Here is a 15966-nt window from a genome sequence, read left to right on the forward strand (position 1 = left end):
TGCCCAACTAAAAGAGGTTTTCCAGCCGTCGGTGGAAAACCTCTATGGGGGTCGAGCGATGAATATAACTATACCTAATTATGAAATATTGAATTTTGAAACGGAAAGCTTGGTTATCTCTGAAGCAGGCATTTCCAAGGTGCATTCACAGTCACTGCTGCAAGCACTTAGACAGATAAAGCTATCGAGTGTAATGACAAGGGAGGAATTGGACGAGGTTTTTTGTGAAAATGGTTTGAATGCCTGTGATGCATTTGAATTTTTGGAGAAAATCATACCTCTCATAGCGAGAGAGGAAATGTACTTCGAAAAGACGATTGTTGTACATGATTGGAGCGGTCGGGCAAATGTTGAAGATCTTTTCAGGCAGGAGTTGTCCGGAACGTTAGAAATAAGGAGGTTTTCAAGTGATATAGTCTCGTCGCTTAGTGGGGGGAGATATTTCATTGTGTTGATATGCCGCGCCTACGACTATTCCAATGTTAAAAAGCTACATTTCGATTTGTCGAAAGCATCACCACAAAGTGCGATCACCGTTTGTTGGCCTATGGGCGGTTTTTTTTGCATTGGCCAACCCTATATTGCGGAAATTGGAAACCCTTGCCATTTTTGCAATGTCGATAGACTGGTTCATAGTGCGTCGATTGTGTCGGTGAAAAATGACTGGGCACGTGTCTTGAATTTTTGTAAGGGTAAGCACGTCAGTGTGCCTTCTAAAGAACTTAGTTTCTATCAAGAGCTGATAGTGGTCGGAGCTATTGTCAGAAAGATTAAGTTTTTTACTGAGCCCGGAAGTGCACGTAAATATCAAGACGATGTATTGTATGTTTCATATCTCCAACTGAGTGATGGTCAGCTTTATGAAGAGCCCACTTCGCACTGGTACATGTGTGACTGCTTGGGGGAAGGGACATGAAAAACATACCGCATGATTATTATCTCAGGTTTCTAGACGGTTCTGTGCATGATGAAGTTCTTGATTTTCATAATAAGGGCAATTTTACTTTTCATAAGTCGTTGGAGAATCGCACAGTTCTCCATTTTCTTGATGAGAAGCATCTCGCACAATTAACGGGCAATGAACTGGTTCTTTATCCGGATATGAACTTAACAACTGAAATTACTTTGTTGGGCGAGGCTCCGGAAAATAAGTTGTGTAGAAATGAATCGTGTGAGCGTTTCCTATCTTCGGGGTTGAGATTTTCAGAAATCGAGAGTTTGATTTTTCCGCTGCTGTCAAGAAATGGAGAGTCATACAAAAGAGGGTATCCAAGTGGCGGAGCACTTTATCCCGTTGAGGTTTTTATCTGCTCACTTACTGAGGAGAACTATCAGTGGCCTGGGGCTGGAAAAATTTTGCATTTGCTTCCGAAATCAAAGCGATTTGAACTGTTGCAAGTTGAGCATGATGTCGAAAAAATAAAGTCCGCTGTTTTGGCATCGCCCAATAATATTGGTAGCCCGAGTTTAGCCATTATTTACGCAGTCTATATACCGAAAAACTTGTTTAAATATAGGTATCGCGGGTATCGAATGGCGCTCATGGAGGTAGGGTCAATTTATATGCTGGTGGAGCTCCAGGCAAAATCGCTTGGGTTGGCGTGTCGGTTATGGTCTGCCTATACGGATTCAATGGTCTGTAAGGTGCTTGGGTTGAATCCGGCCTTGTTTTTTCCTATGTGTGTTCATTTTATAGGTAGAAATCATGAAATTAATTAACCCAATGCACAAGCCTGATCTCCCATGCACGATGCTATTTCAACCTTCAGGATTAATCGATTTTCCCAACTCTGTAGAAGTTTTCGATGCGCTGTCAGCTACAGGTTCGGGTGTAGGGAACGGTTCGAATTCAATCAGATCCGCGTTGGGCGAGTATTTTGAACGTCGTCATTTTTATAGAGAGATACTTTCAAAAAAGCGGGGGGCTCTTAATGAATCACTCACCAATGCGGAGGTCGATAGCTTTACAGGTGCATTTGTCCAAACGGCTTCTAATGGTATTTCTATTGCAGCGCTTGAAAGCTATAAATTTTTTATGAGTGAGGTGGTAAGAGTATCGGATTTTTCCAGTTGTTTTATTCCAACTGTCTGCCTCTCCCTTTCCTCGCGGGGCCTTGAAAGTGACACGTTTATTTACCCTCAGAGAGATACGTGTGGGTGCAGTTTTCATTGGCGTTCAGAGGTCGCTTTTTTGGGGGCGATAAAAGAGTATCTTGAACGACAGTTTCTTCTGAGATTTTGGCTGACAAAAAAATGTCGTTCTTTGGTTTCTCCTGTTTATGTGGATAGCTCATTAGTTGGTCGGCGTGTTATACACCTTTATCACGCTTTGCTTGCAGCAGGAAAGCTTTCAGTTTTCGATATTTCAGATTCCAGGTTTCCAGGCGTTTGTATATTAGTCGTCTACGGTCAGAACAGGCCCCATCACAATGTAAACTATTGTGCAGGTATGTCTTATGCTTCTACAGAGTCCGAGGCACTTGAGAAGGCGTTGCTTGAGTTGTGGCAGACTTATCGATTTATGGATCTATTCGGTGCCGTTGACTCTGATATAAGTAAGGTTGAAGATCCGTATTTGCGATATTTTTTAAGTTGTAATTCATTTGCAACTTATCACGAGATTACCGATGTGTTGGTCGTCGAAGAATCTTCAGTGTCTCGCGCCGTGGGGTTTACATTGCAGGGTTTGTTGTCGGTATTGAAAGGTTTGGGTGTGGCGGGTTACTTCTATTCACGTTACTCGACAGTTAACGGTGTCGGATGTTTTTTTTGCCGGTATCTTTCACCTGATCTTTTTTTACATATGGATAATTCGGGGAGTATAAATTTGATAAACAAGTACTCCAAGAGTTTTCTGGCTTCTGTGCTGCCCTCTCGTTTGGAGAGAATGGTGCCTTTCCCATGAGGTGGTTAATGAATATTGATTTATTATTCAAGTCGGGCTTGTTGGCAGCTCTTTTTATCAAAGAACAATTGAAGGAGCCTCTTGCGTTATTTTGGATCGTCCTCTCCCCAGTTGTCACCTTTTACTTAATTATGTATGCCCGGATGACCCGTGCGGAAATGTCGGCTGATTACATTTCGGTGACCTCATGGTTCTACGCCTTCGTATCGTCGAGTGTCGCCATGTTTGGGCTGGCGTTTTATATAGTGGGGAGAAGAGAGAGCGGTTTTCTTCGATCGTTTGTCTATACGAATCGCACGAAGAGGGTCTTTCTTGTTGGTCAGTTTTTGGCCTATTCAATTATGTCAATGGTTTATTGTTTGGTGTTCTATGTTCTGACGCGGGTGTACTTTGGTGAGATGAGTTTTGTTGAGTTTCTTGTTGTCGCTGGAAGATTCTACATTTGTTTTTTGCTGTTTTCGATACCGTCACTGTTATTGACGCTGGTTCCGCTGGGGTTTCAAAATGCGAATACTGTGTTTTCAGTGTTGTCTTTCCTGATGTTGGCGCTTGGGATTGTGAGTATAAGCTCGTCCCATCCGGTGATAGAAGTGGTGAAATTTTTCAATCCGATGTGGTGGGCTAGCCAGATTATGCAGGGGGGTGTCTTTGAATCTTTATATGTAGTGATGACCATTGTAGTGCTGTTTGTTTTGTCGCTGGCTGTGGTCTATAAATTTTTGCTCGTCAATCCGGTTTGGAGTCGTTACTGATGAAACGTTTGATTGTGAATTCGCTAGACGTCCGGTATGAGCGCCATACGGTATTTAATAAGGCGTCAATGGTGGTCGAAGCGGGCTCCATCTCAGGCTTACTGGGGCCTAACGGATCTGGAAAAACTACTTTTTTTGATGTGATTTGCCGTCTGAAGAAAATGGAGGCCGGTGAGATAGTCAATTCGTTCTCAACGTTTCTTTACTTGTCTCAAGTTATCACTACGCCTCCAGTGCTTCGAATGTTTGATGTGTTTAAAATGATGATGATTTTTTGTGCTGATGTGCCGGTTACTCAAAAGCATGCGTTAGAAAAAATCGAAATGTGGAGCCCGGGGGTTGCCGAGCGCTATTGCGACATCTGGAACAAAAAATCCTCGCTTTGCAGTTATGGAGAAAAGCGTTGGTTTTTTACGCTGTCTCTGCTCGCTGTAGGGGCCGATCTGGTCATTCTGGATGAGCCTACAGCGGGCGTGGATCCGGAGTTTCGTTATCATATTTGGAGGTGTTTGGAAGGCGCTGCGCAGCAGGGTGTTGCTGTTCTCGTCTCGTCACATAACGTTGACGAAATCGTCAATCATTGCGATGACTTTTACATGCTGAGTCAGCAACGCTTTAACCGCTTTACTGACGCAGGAGGGTTCATGGGGGCGTATGACGCCAAAAGCCTGGATGAGGCCTTTATTCACGCGGCAAGCTTGCCAACAAATTAAGTCAGACTTTGCCGCGCGACGTTATTTACCTATGGGAACAAACGCCACGCTGCCACCCGAGCGCTTCTGGAACAACCGCTCGCCATTATCCGGCTGTGTGGTGATCACCGTGTGATCCGCGCCCAGGTAGGCCAGCGGCGTCGGGTCTTCCTTGGAATACTGCGCGACGATAATGGTGTGCTGCGGGTCGAAGCCCTGGCCGCTGGTTTTTTCCAGCCAGGCCATCAAGGCGGCGCTGTCGCCCTGGCGCGGGAAGTCCTGGGTCTCGCTGACGTAGTAGAACGGTTTGCCGCCATTTTGCAGGTACATGGGCACCTTGTTGTCGACTTCTACCATCACCATCTGCCAGTGAGCCCACGGCGCACTTTTGACCGCCTCGGCCTGTACGTCGTCGGCGAAGCGGGTCACGCCGCCATTGCCGTTGACCCAGGGATAGATCCCTCCGAGCACCAGCAACAGCAGGCCTGCAGTGAAGCCGAAGCCTTTTTGCCAACGCGGCCAGCTGGCGGTTTTTTGCTCCAGGCGTTCACTCAACCACCAGGCCGCCAACAACTGGGCAAAAGGTACCAGCGGCAGCACGTAGTAGCTGCGCCGGCTGCCACTGGCGGTGAAGAACACAAACAGCAGGCCCAGGCCCCACACCAGCCAGCGCACGTTCGGTGGCGTGTGGCGCCAGTTGCGCAGCGCCAGCCACAGGCCCAGCAACCAGCACGGTGCCCAGGGCAAGGTGTAGGCGGGCAGGTAGATCAGGTAGGTGTAGATCGGCCCCATGTGGTCGAACGGGTCGAAGAAACGCACGACGTTTTCCTTGAACACCAGTTCAAGGCCACTCTCGCCGTAAGTCGGCGCCCCATAGAGGTGGGACAGCACGAAGGGAATCGCATAAAACGCCGCTGCAATCAGCATGGCCAGCAGCAGGCGCAGGTTGAGGTGGCGTTTGTAGCGGTGCTCGCTGAGCAGGTGCGGCAGCAGCACCAGGCCCGGCAGCACAAAACCGATCAAACCTTTGAACAACGAGGTGGCCGCCAGCAGCAGGAAAAACACCGTGTAGCGCCCCAACCGTGTGTCGTCCGGCCCGCGCCAATACCACCACACCGCCGCCAGTACGCCGCACACGGTGAGGATATCGGCCGTGGCCACGCGCGCCCAGAACAGAAAGTAGAAGGTGGTGGCGAGCATCCAGCCGGCAATCAGCCCGGTGCCTTTGCGAAACAGGCGTTCGCCGATCAGGTACACCAGCCAGATGCTCAGCCACGCCGCAATCACCGACGACAAACGCAGCGACCAGGGGCCAAGCCCGCCCATCAGGTTGGCGAAGCCGGTGATCAGCCAGTAGGAGGGCAGGGGTTTGTCGTAGTAGGGCGCGCCCTTGAGGTAGGGGTCGAAGTAATCACCGCTTTGCAGCATCTGCAACGCGATGTTGGCCCAGCGGGTTTCCGGCCCCCACAAGTCGCGACTGCCCAGGCCCAGCAGCAGGAGCAGCGCCGAGACGCCCAGCAGCAGCACCAGGGCGCCGCGTTCGGTTTTGAAGACACTCATGGGCGGCTCTCAAGGCAGGCGTAACGTTAAGGAAGCTGCGGATAAATAATCAAGAGCAGGGCGCCTTTGCGATAGCGCTTGCCACCCGGTGGCAGTTGCCCTTCTTCGCGGTGTTCGCTGGTGCTGCGCACGCGCATCAGCACACCGACCGAACCTTGCTGGCGCGCCTGCGCAAGCCAGGTCTGCACGCTGTCCAGGTCGACCTTGCGGTGCACCGAGTCGGCGTACTTGAGGCCATAACGCAGCTCGCCTTCGGTGTCGTAAAACGCCACTTCCGTGCGACCCAGGCGCCAGGACAAGGCCGACGCCGAGCCCAACTCGTTGCTGATCAAAGCATGGGTTTGTTGCAATTCGTCCAGATGCTCAAGCACGAACTGGTCGGGCATTTCGGTATCGGTGATCATTTCCGGCATGCCCGCCGGCAGCAACGCCACCAGCAAACCGATGCCCAGTGCCGGCATTGCCCACAGGGTCAGCGGGCGCAGCGCTTGCAGCAGGTTGGCGAGGATCCAGGCCAGCAATACGATAAACGCCAGGGACAGGCTGAACATCTCCGCGTGGCTGTTGCCGTACATCGGGTTGCTGATTTGCAGGTAGATCAACGCCACCATCGCCGCCAGGCCAATCACGGCGTTTACCAGCCCGTTGATCAGGATCGCGCGGGCCTTGCCTTGCTGGATCAAGTCGATCAGCGCGTGGCCCATCAACAAGGCCAGTGGCAGCAGGCACGGCATGATGTAGGTCGGCAATTTGCCGCGGCTCATGCTGAAGAAGGCCAGGGGCAACAGCAACCACAGGGCCAGGAACACGATGGCCGGCTGGGCTTTGTCTTTCCAGGTTTTGATCAGTGTGGCTGGCAGCAACGCCGCCCAGGGCAGGCAGGCGACCACCATGATCGGCAGGAAGAACCACCAGGCCCGCGCATGCTGGGCATTGTCGGCAGAGAAGCGACGGATATGCTCGTGCCAGAAGAAGAAACGCCAGTAGTCAGGCTCCTGCAAGTGAATGGCCAAGGCCCACGGCACACACAAGATCGCGGCGACCACAATGGCCAGCGGGCCGTAGCGCAACAATTCGCCCAGGCGGCGCTGCCAGAGGATATAGGGCACGGCGATCAGCACGGGCAACAGCCAGGCCAGAAAGCCCTTGGTCATAAAGCCCATGCCGCAGGCCACGCCCAACACTGCCCAGGCACCCAGACGGCTGCGCGGCGTGCGGCTGTCGAGGGCAAACCACAGCGCTACCAGGCTGAGGTTGACCCAGAAGGTGAATTGCGGATCGAGGTTGGAATAACCTGCTTGCCCAGCCACCAGCCCGAAGCTCATGTAGAGCAGGGCGCAGGCGAAGCTTTTGCGCGGGTCGTTCCACAGGCGGCGAGCGATAAGGTAGGCCAGCACCACGCTCAGGCCGGTGGTCAAGGCCGAAGCCACACGCACACCGAACAGGTTTTCGCCGAACACCGCCTGCCCGAGGGCGATCAGCCAATAGCCGGCGGCGGGTTTTTCGAAATAGCGCACACCCATGAAGTGCGGTGCGACCCAATTGCCGCTCTGGAGCATTTCCTGGCTGATCTGGGCGTAACGGGTTTCATCCGGGATCCACAAACCGTGCAGGCCCATGGGCAGTAGATAGAATACCGCGAAGGCCAATAGCAATAGAGGTAAGGGTTTAAGCAGTCGAGTCATGAAAACGTCGCTCCTTGACGTTTAATGGCGAAGTAAGCAGATGTGTAAAAGTTTGTAGGAAGAATCACTAAGTTCACTAAGTCGATGAAAGTATTCATGACGTCCAATAGTAGCGGGCGCAGTTGAACATGCCAGAACAGGGCTGTCGTTTTGCTGAACATGAAGAAAGTTATAGGTAAAAAAGTGTCTATAGCTTTTTAAGTACGGCGGCCCAGGCGGGGCCTTTCATGATGCCAAGCGTCTCGAATTTGCCGTTGGCCAGTACGCGCACGAACAGGGCACTGCCGTACTCGGAGAACGTCGCATGGGGGTAGCCCAGGGCGCTTTCGAAGTCGGCAATACAGCCGCTGTGGGTGACAAAGACGAGGTTACGACCAGGTCGTTTGCGGCTGAGCAGTTCTTCATCGATGTCCTCGCCACAGATGGTCTTTTCCCCAGCGGTCAGCTCGGCTTTGCCGAACATGAAGTGCGAGGTCTGTACCGTGCGCAAGGCCGGGCTGGCAACGATGTCGCTGTTTTCCAGGCCCAGTAGTTTGAAGGCCTTGCCCACTTCTTCAGCGCGTTGGGTGCCGACGGTCGTCAGGCCTTCAGGTGCGCCGAAGCAGGCATTGGGCGAGCGGTCGCAGCGCTCTTCGTGACGCACCAGCACGATCAGGTCGCCATTACGCCAGGCCGGCAGCACTTGCGAGGTCAGCAGGCGATTGCCGACGCTCAGGTCGCGCGGCGAGAACGGCCACACCAGGAAACCGGCGAGCAGCAAGCCGATAACGGCAAGGCCCGCCCACCACTTTCGCAGGCGCTTGAGATAGCCCCGGCGTGAGCGCGGTTTGGTCAGGGTAAGGTCAACCACATCATTCACCATGGGCACTGTCTTCAGTGTTTTATTCAAATAGGCGCAACGCACTGACGGATGCCCGTAGTTGAAGCGGAGCGTGTCATAGCGCTGCTGTCTTTTGGCTGAACATCCGACGGTTAAAAGTTGCCGTGGGCGGTAACTAACAAGTTGCCGTCTAGCGACGCATGGCGGGCAATTTAGAGGGGCGAGGGTGGGCAAGCGGTGAAATCCATGTGAAAAATTTGCGTGGGGCCGTCAACCAGCCGTTATGCTCGTTTGCAGTCCTTTAAACGAGCGTGTTTATGTTGCAGGTGCAAGGTGTTGTTAAAAGCTACGCCACCCCGCAAGGTCCACTGCCGGTGCTGGCGGGTGTCGACCTGTACCTGGGAGAGCGTAGCAGCCTGGCGCTGATGGGCGAGTCCGGCAGCGGAAAAAGTACGTTGCTGCATCTGGTCGCCGGGCTCGACCGTGTGGACAGTGGCACTGTTCAGGTGGGCGAGCAGCGCCTGGACCAACTGAGCGAGGCGCAACTGGCGCATTGGCGGCGTACCGAAATCGGCCTGGTGTTCCAGCAGTTCAACCTGATCGGCAGTTTGCGTGTCGACGACAACCTGGCGTTCCAGGCACGTCTGGCCGGGCGCTTCGACCCGCAATGGCAGGCGCAACTGGTTGAGCGCCTGGGCCTGGGCGATTTGCTCAAGCGTTATCCCGAACAACTCTCCGGCGGCCAACAGCAGCGGGTTGCGGTGGGCCGTGCGTTGGCCTCGCGCCCCGGCTTGTTGCTGGCGGATGAACCCACCGGCAATCTCGACGAGGCCACCAGCGATGACGTGCTGCAATTGCTGCTGGACCTGCTGCGAGACAGCCCCACCAGCCTGTTGATGGTGACCCACAGCCCGCGCATCGCCGCGCGCCTGGACCGCCAGGTGGTGTTGCGGCGTGGTCGTGTGGTCGCATGAGATGAGGGTATTTTATTGGGCACTGCGCGCATTGTTGAGCCATTGGCGACGACACCCGGTGCAGTTCTTCAGCGTGCTCACCGGCTTGTGGCTGGCCACCGCGTTGTTGACCGGCGTGCAAGCCCTTAACAGCCATGCGCGCGACAGCTATGCACGTGCCAGCCAATTGATCGGCGGTGAGCCCCAAGCCAGCCTGACTGCGCCGGACAGCGCGAGCTTCCCGCAAGCACTGTTTGCCGAGCTGCGCCGCGCCGGCTGGCCGGTGTCGCCGGTGGTGCAGGGGCGGCTGCAGCTCAAGGGGCATGAAGATCTGCGCCTGCAATTGATGGGCATCGAGCCGTTGTCCTTGCCCGCTGGCGGTGCGGTGGCGGGGCAGCGCTTGAGCCAGGCGCAGATGCTCGGGTTTTTCAACCCGCCTGGGCAAACCTGGATCGCCGCGCAAACTTTACAGGCGTTGGGGTTGCAGGCCGGTGCGCGACCGTTGACGGCGAACGGCCAACGGTTGCCACCATTGCAGGTTCAGCCTGACATGGCTCCCGGCCTGTTGCTGACCGATATCGGCTTCGCCCAACCGTTATTGGACATGCCGGGGCGTCTGTCGCGCCTGCTGGTGGACAAGGCATTTGCCGCCACCCACCCGACGCCTCCCGCCGCGCTGCAACTCAAGCAAGGCGAGGACAACAACCTCTCGCGCCTCACCGAGAGCTTTCACCTGAACCTCGATGCCTTGGGTTTTTTATCCTTTGTAGTCGGCCTGTTTATTGTCCACGCCGCCATCGGCCTGGCCCTGGAGCAACGCCGTGGCTTGCTGCGTACCTTGCGTGCCTGTGGGGTCAGCGCGCGCCTGCTGATCGTCAGCCTGGCGGTAGAGCTGGGCGTGTTGTCGTTGCTGGGTGGCGTGTTGGGTGTGATCAGTGGTTACCTGCTGGCCAGCCTGTTGCTCCCGGATGTGGCCGCCAGCCTGCGCGGGCTGTATGGCGCCGAGGTGGCGGGCCAATTAAACCTCAGCCCGTGGTGGTGGCTGGCCGGCTTGGGCTTGAGCCTGCTCGGCGCGCTGCTGGCGGGCGCCAGCAGCCTGTGGCGCGCGTCGCGTTTGCCCTTGCTGGCGCTGGCCAATGCCCAGGCCTGGCATGAGGCACACGGGCGCTGGCTGCGACGTCAGGGTTGGGTGGCGGCTACTGCGTTGGCGATTGCAGTGCTGGCGCTGTGGTGGGGTAACAGCCTCGCCGCCGGGTTTGTGCTGATGGCAGCCTTGCTGCTGGGCGCGGCGCTCGGCCTGCCGGTGGTGCTCAATGGCCTGTTGACGGCGGTGCTTGGACGTAGCCGTTCGGTGTTGGGCCAGTGGTTTCTTGCCGACTGCCGCCAGCAGTTGCCGGCCTTGAGCCTGGCGCTGATGGCGTTGCTGTTGGCCCTGGCGGCGAACATTGGTGCGGGCTCCATGACTTCGGGGTTTCGCCAGACGTTCAATAACTGGCTGGAACAACGCCTTACCGCCGAGCTGTACCTCAACCCGCAAAACCCGGCCCAGGCTGAGCAGCTTTCCACCTGGTTGGCGCGGCAACCGCTGGTGCAGGCGGTGCTGCCCACCTGGCAGGTGGCGGTGCAATTGCAGGGCTGGCCGGCGGATGTGTTCGGGGTGGTCGACGATCCGACCTATCGCCAGCACTGGCCGTTGCTGCAAACCGCCAGCACACCGTGGGATCAACTGTTGCAGGGCGACAGCGTGATGCTCAGCGAGCAATTGGCGCGCCGCTTGAAGGTGGGCCTGGGCGACGCCATCAAGCTCCCCACGCCGCAAGGCGTGTGGTCGCCAAAAGTGGTGGGGGTTTACGCCGACTACGGCAACCCCAAGGGCCATCTGCTGGTCAATTCGCAACACCTGCTGGCGCACTGGCCGGGCCTGGCACCGGCGCGCTTCAACCTGCGCGTACTGCCCGGCAATGTGCCGGCGCTGGTGCAGGAGGTGCGGCGCGCCTTTGCCCTGGAGGACAGCCGCATCGTCGATCAGCAGCAGCTCAAAGGCTGGTCGAGCCAGGTGTTCGAACGCACCTTCGCCGCCACCGCGGCACTCAACAGCCTGACCCTGGGTGTCGCCGGTGTGGCGCTGTTTATCAGCCTGCTGACCCAGAGCCAAAGCCGCCTTGGCCAACTCGCACCGCTGTGGGCGCTGGGCGTGACGCGCCGGCAATTGATGCTGCTCAACCTCGGCCAAACCTGGCTGCTGGCGGTGTTGACGCTGGTGTTGGCCTTACCCTTGGGCCTGCTGCTGGCGTGGTGCCTGGACGCGGTGATCAATGTGCAGGCATTCGGCTGGCGCTTGCCCCTGCAAGTGTTCCCATGGCAGCTGGCGCAATTGCTGGGGCTGGCGATGCTTGCCACGCTGCTGGCCTCGGCCTGGCCACTGTGGCAGTTATACCGCAGCCGCCCGGCGGATTTGCTGAGGACCTTTGCCCATGAAGATTAACGCCTGGTGCTGGGCCGCCGTGTTGCTATTGACCGCCTGCGACAAAGCCCCCGCGCCGCAGGAAAGCTTCGCCGGCCTTGGCAGTGAAGCGGCGGATTTCGCCCAGGTGGTGCCTGGCAAGGTCTTCAGCTTTCCCGAAGACCACGGCCCGCACCCCGGCTTTCGCATCGAATGGTGGTACGTCACCGCCAACCTCAAGGATGCCCAAGGCCATGTGTTCGGCGTGCAATGGACGTTGTTTCGCAACGCGCTCAAGGCCGGGCCGGTACATGCGGGCTGGCGTGACTCGACGATCTGGCTGGGCCACGCCGCCGTCACCTCCGCCACCCGGCATTACGCCGCCGAGCGCTACGCCCGTGGCGGTGTTGGCCAGGCCGGCGCCCAGGCAGCGCCATTCACTGCCTGGCTCGACGATTGGAGTTTTGCCACCCGGCCCGATGCCGCCAGCGCCTTGGCCGATATGCAACTCAAGGCCACAGGCCCACAGTTTGCCTACGACTTGCACCTGACTTCCAGCCGCCCGCTGGTGCTGCAAGGTGATAACGGCTACAGCCGCAAATCCGATCAAGGCCAGGCGTCCTACTACTACAGCCAGCCGTTTTTTACCGCAGCAGGCAATGTCACGCTCGACGGCACCACCTACCAGGTCAGCGGCCCGGCCTGGCTCGACCGCGAATGGAGCAGCCAGCCCCTGGCCGCGAGCCAGACCGGCTGGGACTGGTTCTCCCTGCACCTGGACCGTGGCGAGCAGTTGATGCTGTTTCGCGTGCGGCAAAAGGACGGCGCGGGTTACCTGACCGGCACCTGGATCGACCAGCAAGGGCACACCCAGACCCTGCATAACGCCGATATTCAACTCACACCGCTGGCCACCACCGAGGTTGACGGGCGCACTGTTCCTACGCGCTGGTCACTGAAAATTCCCGGCAAGCAACTGGATATCACGCCCCAGGCCGTCAACCCGAAGGCGTGGATGAACCTGAGCATCCCGTACTGGGAAGGGCCGGTGCAGTTTGAAGGTGGTGTGGGGTATCTGGAGATGACCGGGTATTAATCGCGGGTTTTTGTAGGCGATTTTTCTCTGCCGAGTAGGCAACTTCCCAAATGTGATTTCCCGCGCCCGCCCTTGTGTGCGGGCCGCCTGTGCTTGCCTATATTCCGACGCCATCTTCATTGCATCCGGGATGGAAGGCATGGCGCAGGGGTTCATCAATGACCGCACAACGGACTACGGCAGTTTGAAATCCAGGGCGATGGGCGGGGCGCCAAATCGTCAGCGTTCTGATCACTTTGACGTGTTGAACCGGCACTTACGTGCTGGCCTGGTAACACCGGGGCAACTGGTAATTATCCCTGACGACTTCAGCTTCAGCTGTCGCAGTGAAGAAGCTTGGTTGATGCGTTATGGCGAGCAGATTCGCTGGGGGCTGGAGCCATCGGCCGGTTCGGCGGTAATCAATAACTACGATTTGCTGCAGAGCTTGCTGGCGAACGGCTCGATTGGTATCGGCAGCGCCACGTCGGCGTGGGCACGGCATCTGGATGAGGTGGCGCAGACCCTGGAAGCGATTGAGCGCTTGCATCAGCGGTTGAAGGGCGGTGGGTTGGAGCGGGGAGAGTTTGCTCGTCAGCGCCAAGGGCTGTTTCGGCAGTTGGACGCGCAACTGCAAGGCGCGGCGCGGTTTGGCACGGGGTTGCGGGGCAATCAATCGTTGAAGAAGGTGCTAGGGATATCGACCAAAAGCTTTCTGCATAAGGGTGAGATTGCGGGGTATGCGCAGCGGGTCGGGGACGTGGCGCAGGTGTCGAAGTGGTTGGGGAAGGGCACTTATGTGGGGTTGGCCATGGATGTGGGGGTGACAGGATTGGAGGTCAAGGAGGCGTGTATGACGGGAAGGGAAGCCTTGTGCACGCGGGCGAAGTATGTGGAACCGGCGAAGTTGCTGGGCAGTGTTGCAGGCGCTGCGCGCGGCGGTGCCTTGGGGGCAAAGGTGACACGCCGTGTATGTTCGATGGTCATGGGGATCGCGCTCAAAGGGAGAGGCGAACTGATTTGTGGGGTTTTCGGGGGCGCTGCCGGAGGTGCTGTGGGCGGGAGCATAGGTGGGCTCGGGGGAGAAATGGTCGGTGATCTGATTTATCAACCGGAAAGTATATGAGCACGATCCTCTACACGGTGTGTGTGATTCTTCTCGCAGTATCGCCAGGCGTTTCATATGGGCTAATGGTATTCGTCGAGAACACAAAGCTAGATGAACTGGAGAGCTGTTTCAGCGGTAACACAATGGTATGTGACAACAAGCGTTATTGGTGGCGAAATCGCGCCAGAGACAGGTTCAAGCGCACGAGCCTGATCGTAGGCTTTTTGTTCTTGCCAAATCTGTGCGTGAGAAGGGGCTATGTCACCCAGGCAGAGCTGGATGCAGTTCCCTTGAGCTTGAAGCGTTGGGCGCTATGGCCCTATTTGTCTGGAATGGTTTGGTTTTTGAGTGCGACTGCCTGGTGTATCTGGATGAAATGGTAGATCACTAAAATCCGCCAAAAAATACTGTACACATATACAGCTTTGTTCTACATTCCATCCCAGGTGACCGGATGTCACCGATCACCTGAGCTTCAATTTTTTAACTATGGATGGATAAAAAATGAAACCAACCAAAGCCCTTATGCTGGGCGCGGCCATGATGGCCTCCTGCTTTATCTCGGCCTCTGCCCTGGCCGACCTGAACCTTCCCAAACTCACCCCCGGCACAGTCAGCCAAAGCGAGATTGACGCGCTCAAACCTGGCGGCACGCTCACTGCGGTGCCGATTTCGGAGGCGCTGCGGCAAAAGCTGCTGGATGCACGGGACGGCAAGGCCAAGGCGGCTACCAAGGCTGCCAAATCCGCTCCGTTCAACACCGTTATCGGCACGTTGAAAAAGCCGAATCAGAGCGAGCTGAAAAGTGCAGCGGTCGCCGACTTTGTTCCGCTGTTTCCGACCCTGGATATCAACACCCTCTACACCATCAGCGAAGTGCAAACGGGCCAGGATTTCCCTTACCACTTCAACCTGCCAAAAAGCGCGCGGGTGCTGGTGCAGTTGATCAACCAGAGTGCCGGCGCCGACATGTCGCTGAGCCTGTTCCGCGACGACGGCCAAGGCAACCTGCAACTGCTGGCCACCGCCGATAACGCCGGCAATGCCGATGAATACATCGACGGTGTACTGCCGGCCGGTGACTACTACTGGTACATGGTGGCCAAGACCGCAACCAATGCGCAGTTCAGTTTTGGCGTAGCGGCAGACACCAACATCGACGCCTTCGAGCCCAACGACACGCCGCAGGACGCCTTTGCGCTGCCGGACACCATGAACAAGGTGAGCGGCAACCTCGACAACGCCAACGACGTCGATTACTTCGACTTCAAGGCCGTGCGTGGCCAGGCCGTGAGCATGTACCTGGCAGGCGATGACAGTGGCAGCCGTAACCAATGGATCTTCGAGCGCTTTGATGGCGTCAACTGGATCGTCGTACCGGCCGGCTCTACGTCCACCTACCCGAGCGTCACGCCGGGTACGACCGTCAAGGTGCGTGTGCGGGCCAACCCGGCCGTGACGCAGGATCCAAGCAAATATTACAAGTTGAGCCTCGGCTCTGCGCCACGGCTGAACAGCTCGCAGGTAACCGGTGACAACATCGTGCGGGTGCCGGCATCGATATTCTGGATGGCGACGCAGGCGGGGCGCACATTGAACTGGACCACCAACTGGTCCGACTCCACGGGCGCGCCGCTGCTGGGCGTCACACCTGTGCTGCGTGTCGACAAGCGCTTTGAGGGCACCGAGTTTCATTGGACCGACTTCAAGGCCACCACCAACAGTGCCGGCACATCCCAGGCCAGTGCTGCGCTCGGTACCTGCTTTGGCGATAACCGTGTGCAGTACCCGGACAGCAGCACCGGCGTGCAGTACACCTGGGACACCACCTTCAACTTCGGCGGCTGGCGTATCGAGCTGGACGAGTTCCCGGGCGTGGGTGTCGGCGGTGATAACGTGCAGTATGTGACCTTTGGGCACATCTGCACCCAGGACATCATCCATTGATACCGTGATGTAAATCAGAAGGGGCA

13 protein-coding genes are annotated in these 15966 nt (G+C 56.6%); 10 read left to right on the forward strand and 3 right to left on the reverse strand.

What is annotated here, in order from left to right; genetic code table 11:
* Window positions 1–58: 58 nt before the first annotated feature.
* From HBO23_RS27190 to HBO23_RS27210, 5 genes are read left to right on the forward strand one after another with little or no spacing between them, the layout of a single operon-like run.
* A complete protein-coding gene (locus tag HBO23_RS27190; protein WP_170040438.1) occupies window positions 59–916 on the forward strand; it encodes an McbB family protein in 858 nt (285 codons plus the stop codon).
* The gene (locus HBO23_RS27195) at window positions 913–1719 is read left to right on the forward strand and encodes a SagB/ThcOx family dehydrogenase (RefSeq protein ID WP_170040440.1); all 807 of its coding nucleotides are present in this window, start codon (window positions 913–915) and stop codon (window positions 1717–1719) included. Before HBO23_RS27190 ends, HBO23_RS27195 begins: the two co-directional genes overlap by 4 nt.
* A complete protein-coding gene (locus HBO23_RS27200; RefSeq protein ID WP_170040442.1) occupies window positions 1706–2905 on the forward strand; it encodes a YcaO-like family protein in 1200 nt (399 codons plus the stop codon). The genes HBO23_RS27195 and HBO23_RS27200 overlap by 14 nt, the downstream gene beginning before the upstream one ends.
* 8 nt (window positions 2906–2913) lie before the next feature.
* Window positions 2914–3657, forward strand: coding sequence for an ABC transporter permease (locus HBO23_RS27205; protein ID WP_170040444.1), 744 nt, complete (start codon window positions 2914–2916; stop codon window positions 3655–3657).
* Window positions 3657–4370 carry an AAA family ATPase gene (locus HBO23_RS27210; protein ID WP_169988684.1) on the forward strand — a complete coding sequence of 238 codons (714 nt, stop codon included), beginning with the start codon at window positions 3657–3659 and terminating at the stop codon, window positions 4368–4370. Before HBO23_RS27205 ends, HBO23_RS27210 begins: the two co-directional genes overlap by 1 nt.
* A gap of 21 nt (window positions 4371–4391) precedes the next feature.
* Here HBO23_RS27210 and HBO23_RS27215 read toward each other — a convergent pair whose 3' ends face one another.
* From HBO23_RS27215 to HBO23_RS27225, 3 genes are all read right to left on the reverse strand, one after another.
* Entirely contained in the window at window positions 4392–5909 is a 1518-nt protein-coding gene (locus HBO23_RS27215) for a glycosyltransferase family 39 protein (RefSeq protein WP_169988687.1), read from the reverse strand.
* A gap of 26 nt (window positions 5910–5935) precedes the next feature.
* Window positions 5936–7594 carry a lipid IV(A) 4-amino-4-deoxy-L-arabinosyltransferase gene (gene arnT, locus HBO23_RS27220; protein ID WP_017139564.1) on the reverse strand — a complete coding sequence of 553 codons (1659 nt, stop codon included), beginning with the start codon at window positions 7592–7594 and terminating at the stop codon, window positions 5936–5938.
* Between the two features lie 187 nt (window positions 7595–7781).
* On the reverse strand, window positions 7782–8456 hold the full coding sequence (locus tag HBO23_RS27225; protein WP_026013879.1) for a histidine phosphatase family protein: 675 nt from the start codon (window positions 8454–8456) through the stop codon (window positions 7782–7784).
* 275 nt (window positions 8457–8731) lie between these two features.
* On the opposite strand from HBO23_RS27225, the gene HBO23_RS27230 reads away from it, so the two are divergent.
* The 5 genes from HBO23_RS27230 (at window position 8732) to HBO23_RS27250 (ending at window position 15940) form a co-directional block, all read left to right on the forward strand.
* Window positions 8732–9388, forward strand: coding sequence for an ABC transporter ATP-binding protein (locus tag HBO23_RS27230; RefSeq protein WP_017139562.1), 657 nt, complete (start codon window positions 8732–8734; stop codon window positions 9386–9388).
* A 1-nt stretch (window position 9389) separates the two neighbouring features.
* On the forward strand, window positions 9390–11852 hold the full coding sequence (locus HBO23_RS27235) for an FtsX-like permease family protein (RefSeq protein WP_170040446.1): 2463 nt from the start codon (window positions 9390–9392) through the stop codon (window positions 11850–11852).
* Window positions 11842–12906 carry a lipocalin-like domain-containing protein gene (locus HBO23_RS27240; protein WP_170040448.1) on the forward strand — a complete coding sequence of 355 codons (1065 nt, stop codon included), beginning with the start codon at window positions 11842–11844 and terminating at the stop codon, window positions 12904–12906. Before HBO23_RS27235 ends, HBO23_RS27240 begins: the two co-directional genes overlap by 11 nt.
* 139 nt (window positions 12907–13045) lie before the next feature.
* Complete coding sequence (locus tag HBO23_RS27245; protein ID WP_170040450.1) at window positions 13046–14011, forward strand: hypothetical protein; 966 nt, start codon at window positions 13046–13048, stop codon at window positions 14009–14011.
* Between the two features lie 486 nt (window positions 14012–14497).
* Window positions 14498–15940, forward strand: coding sequence for a hypothetical protein (locus HBO23_RS27250; protein ID WP_170040452.1), 1443 nt, complete (start codon window positions 14498–14500; stop codon window positions 15938–15940).
* Window positions 15941–15966 lie beyond the last annotated feature (26 nt).

The organism is Pseudomonas sp. WS 5532 (assembly GCF_012985445.1).
Classification (GTDB): Bacteria; Pseudomonadota; Gammaproteobacteria; order Pseudomonadales; family Pseudomonadaceae; genus Aquipseudomonas; species Aquipseudomonas edaphica.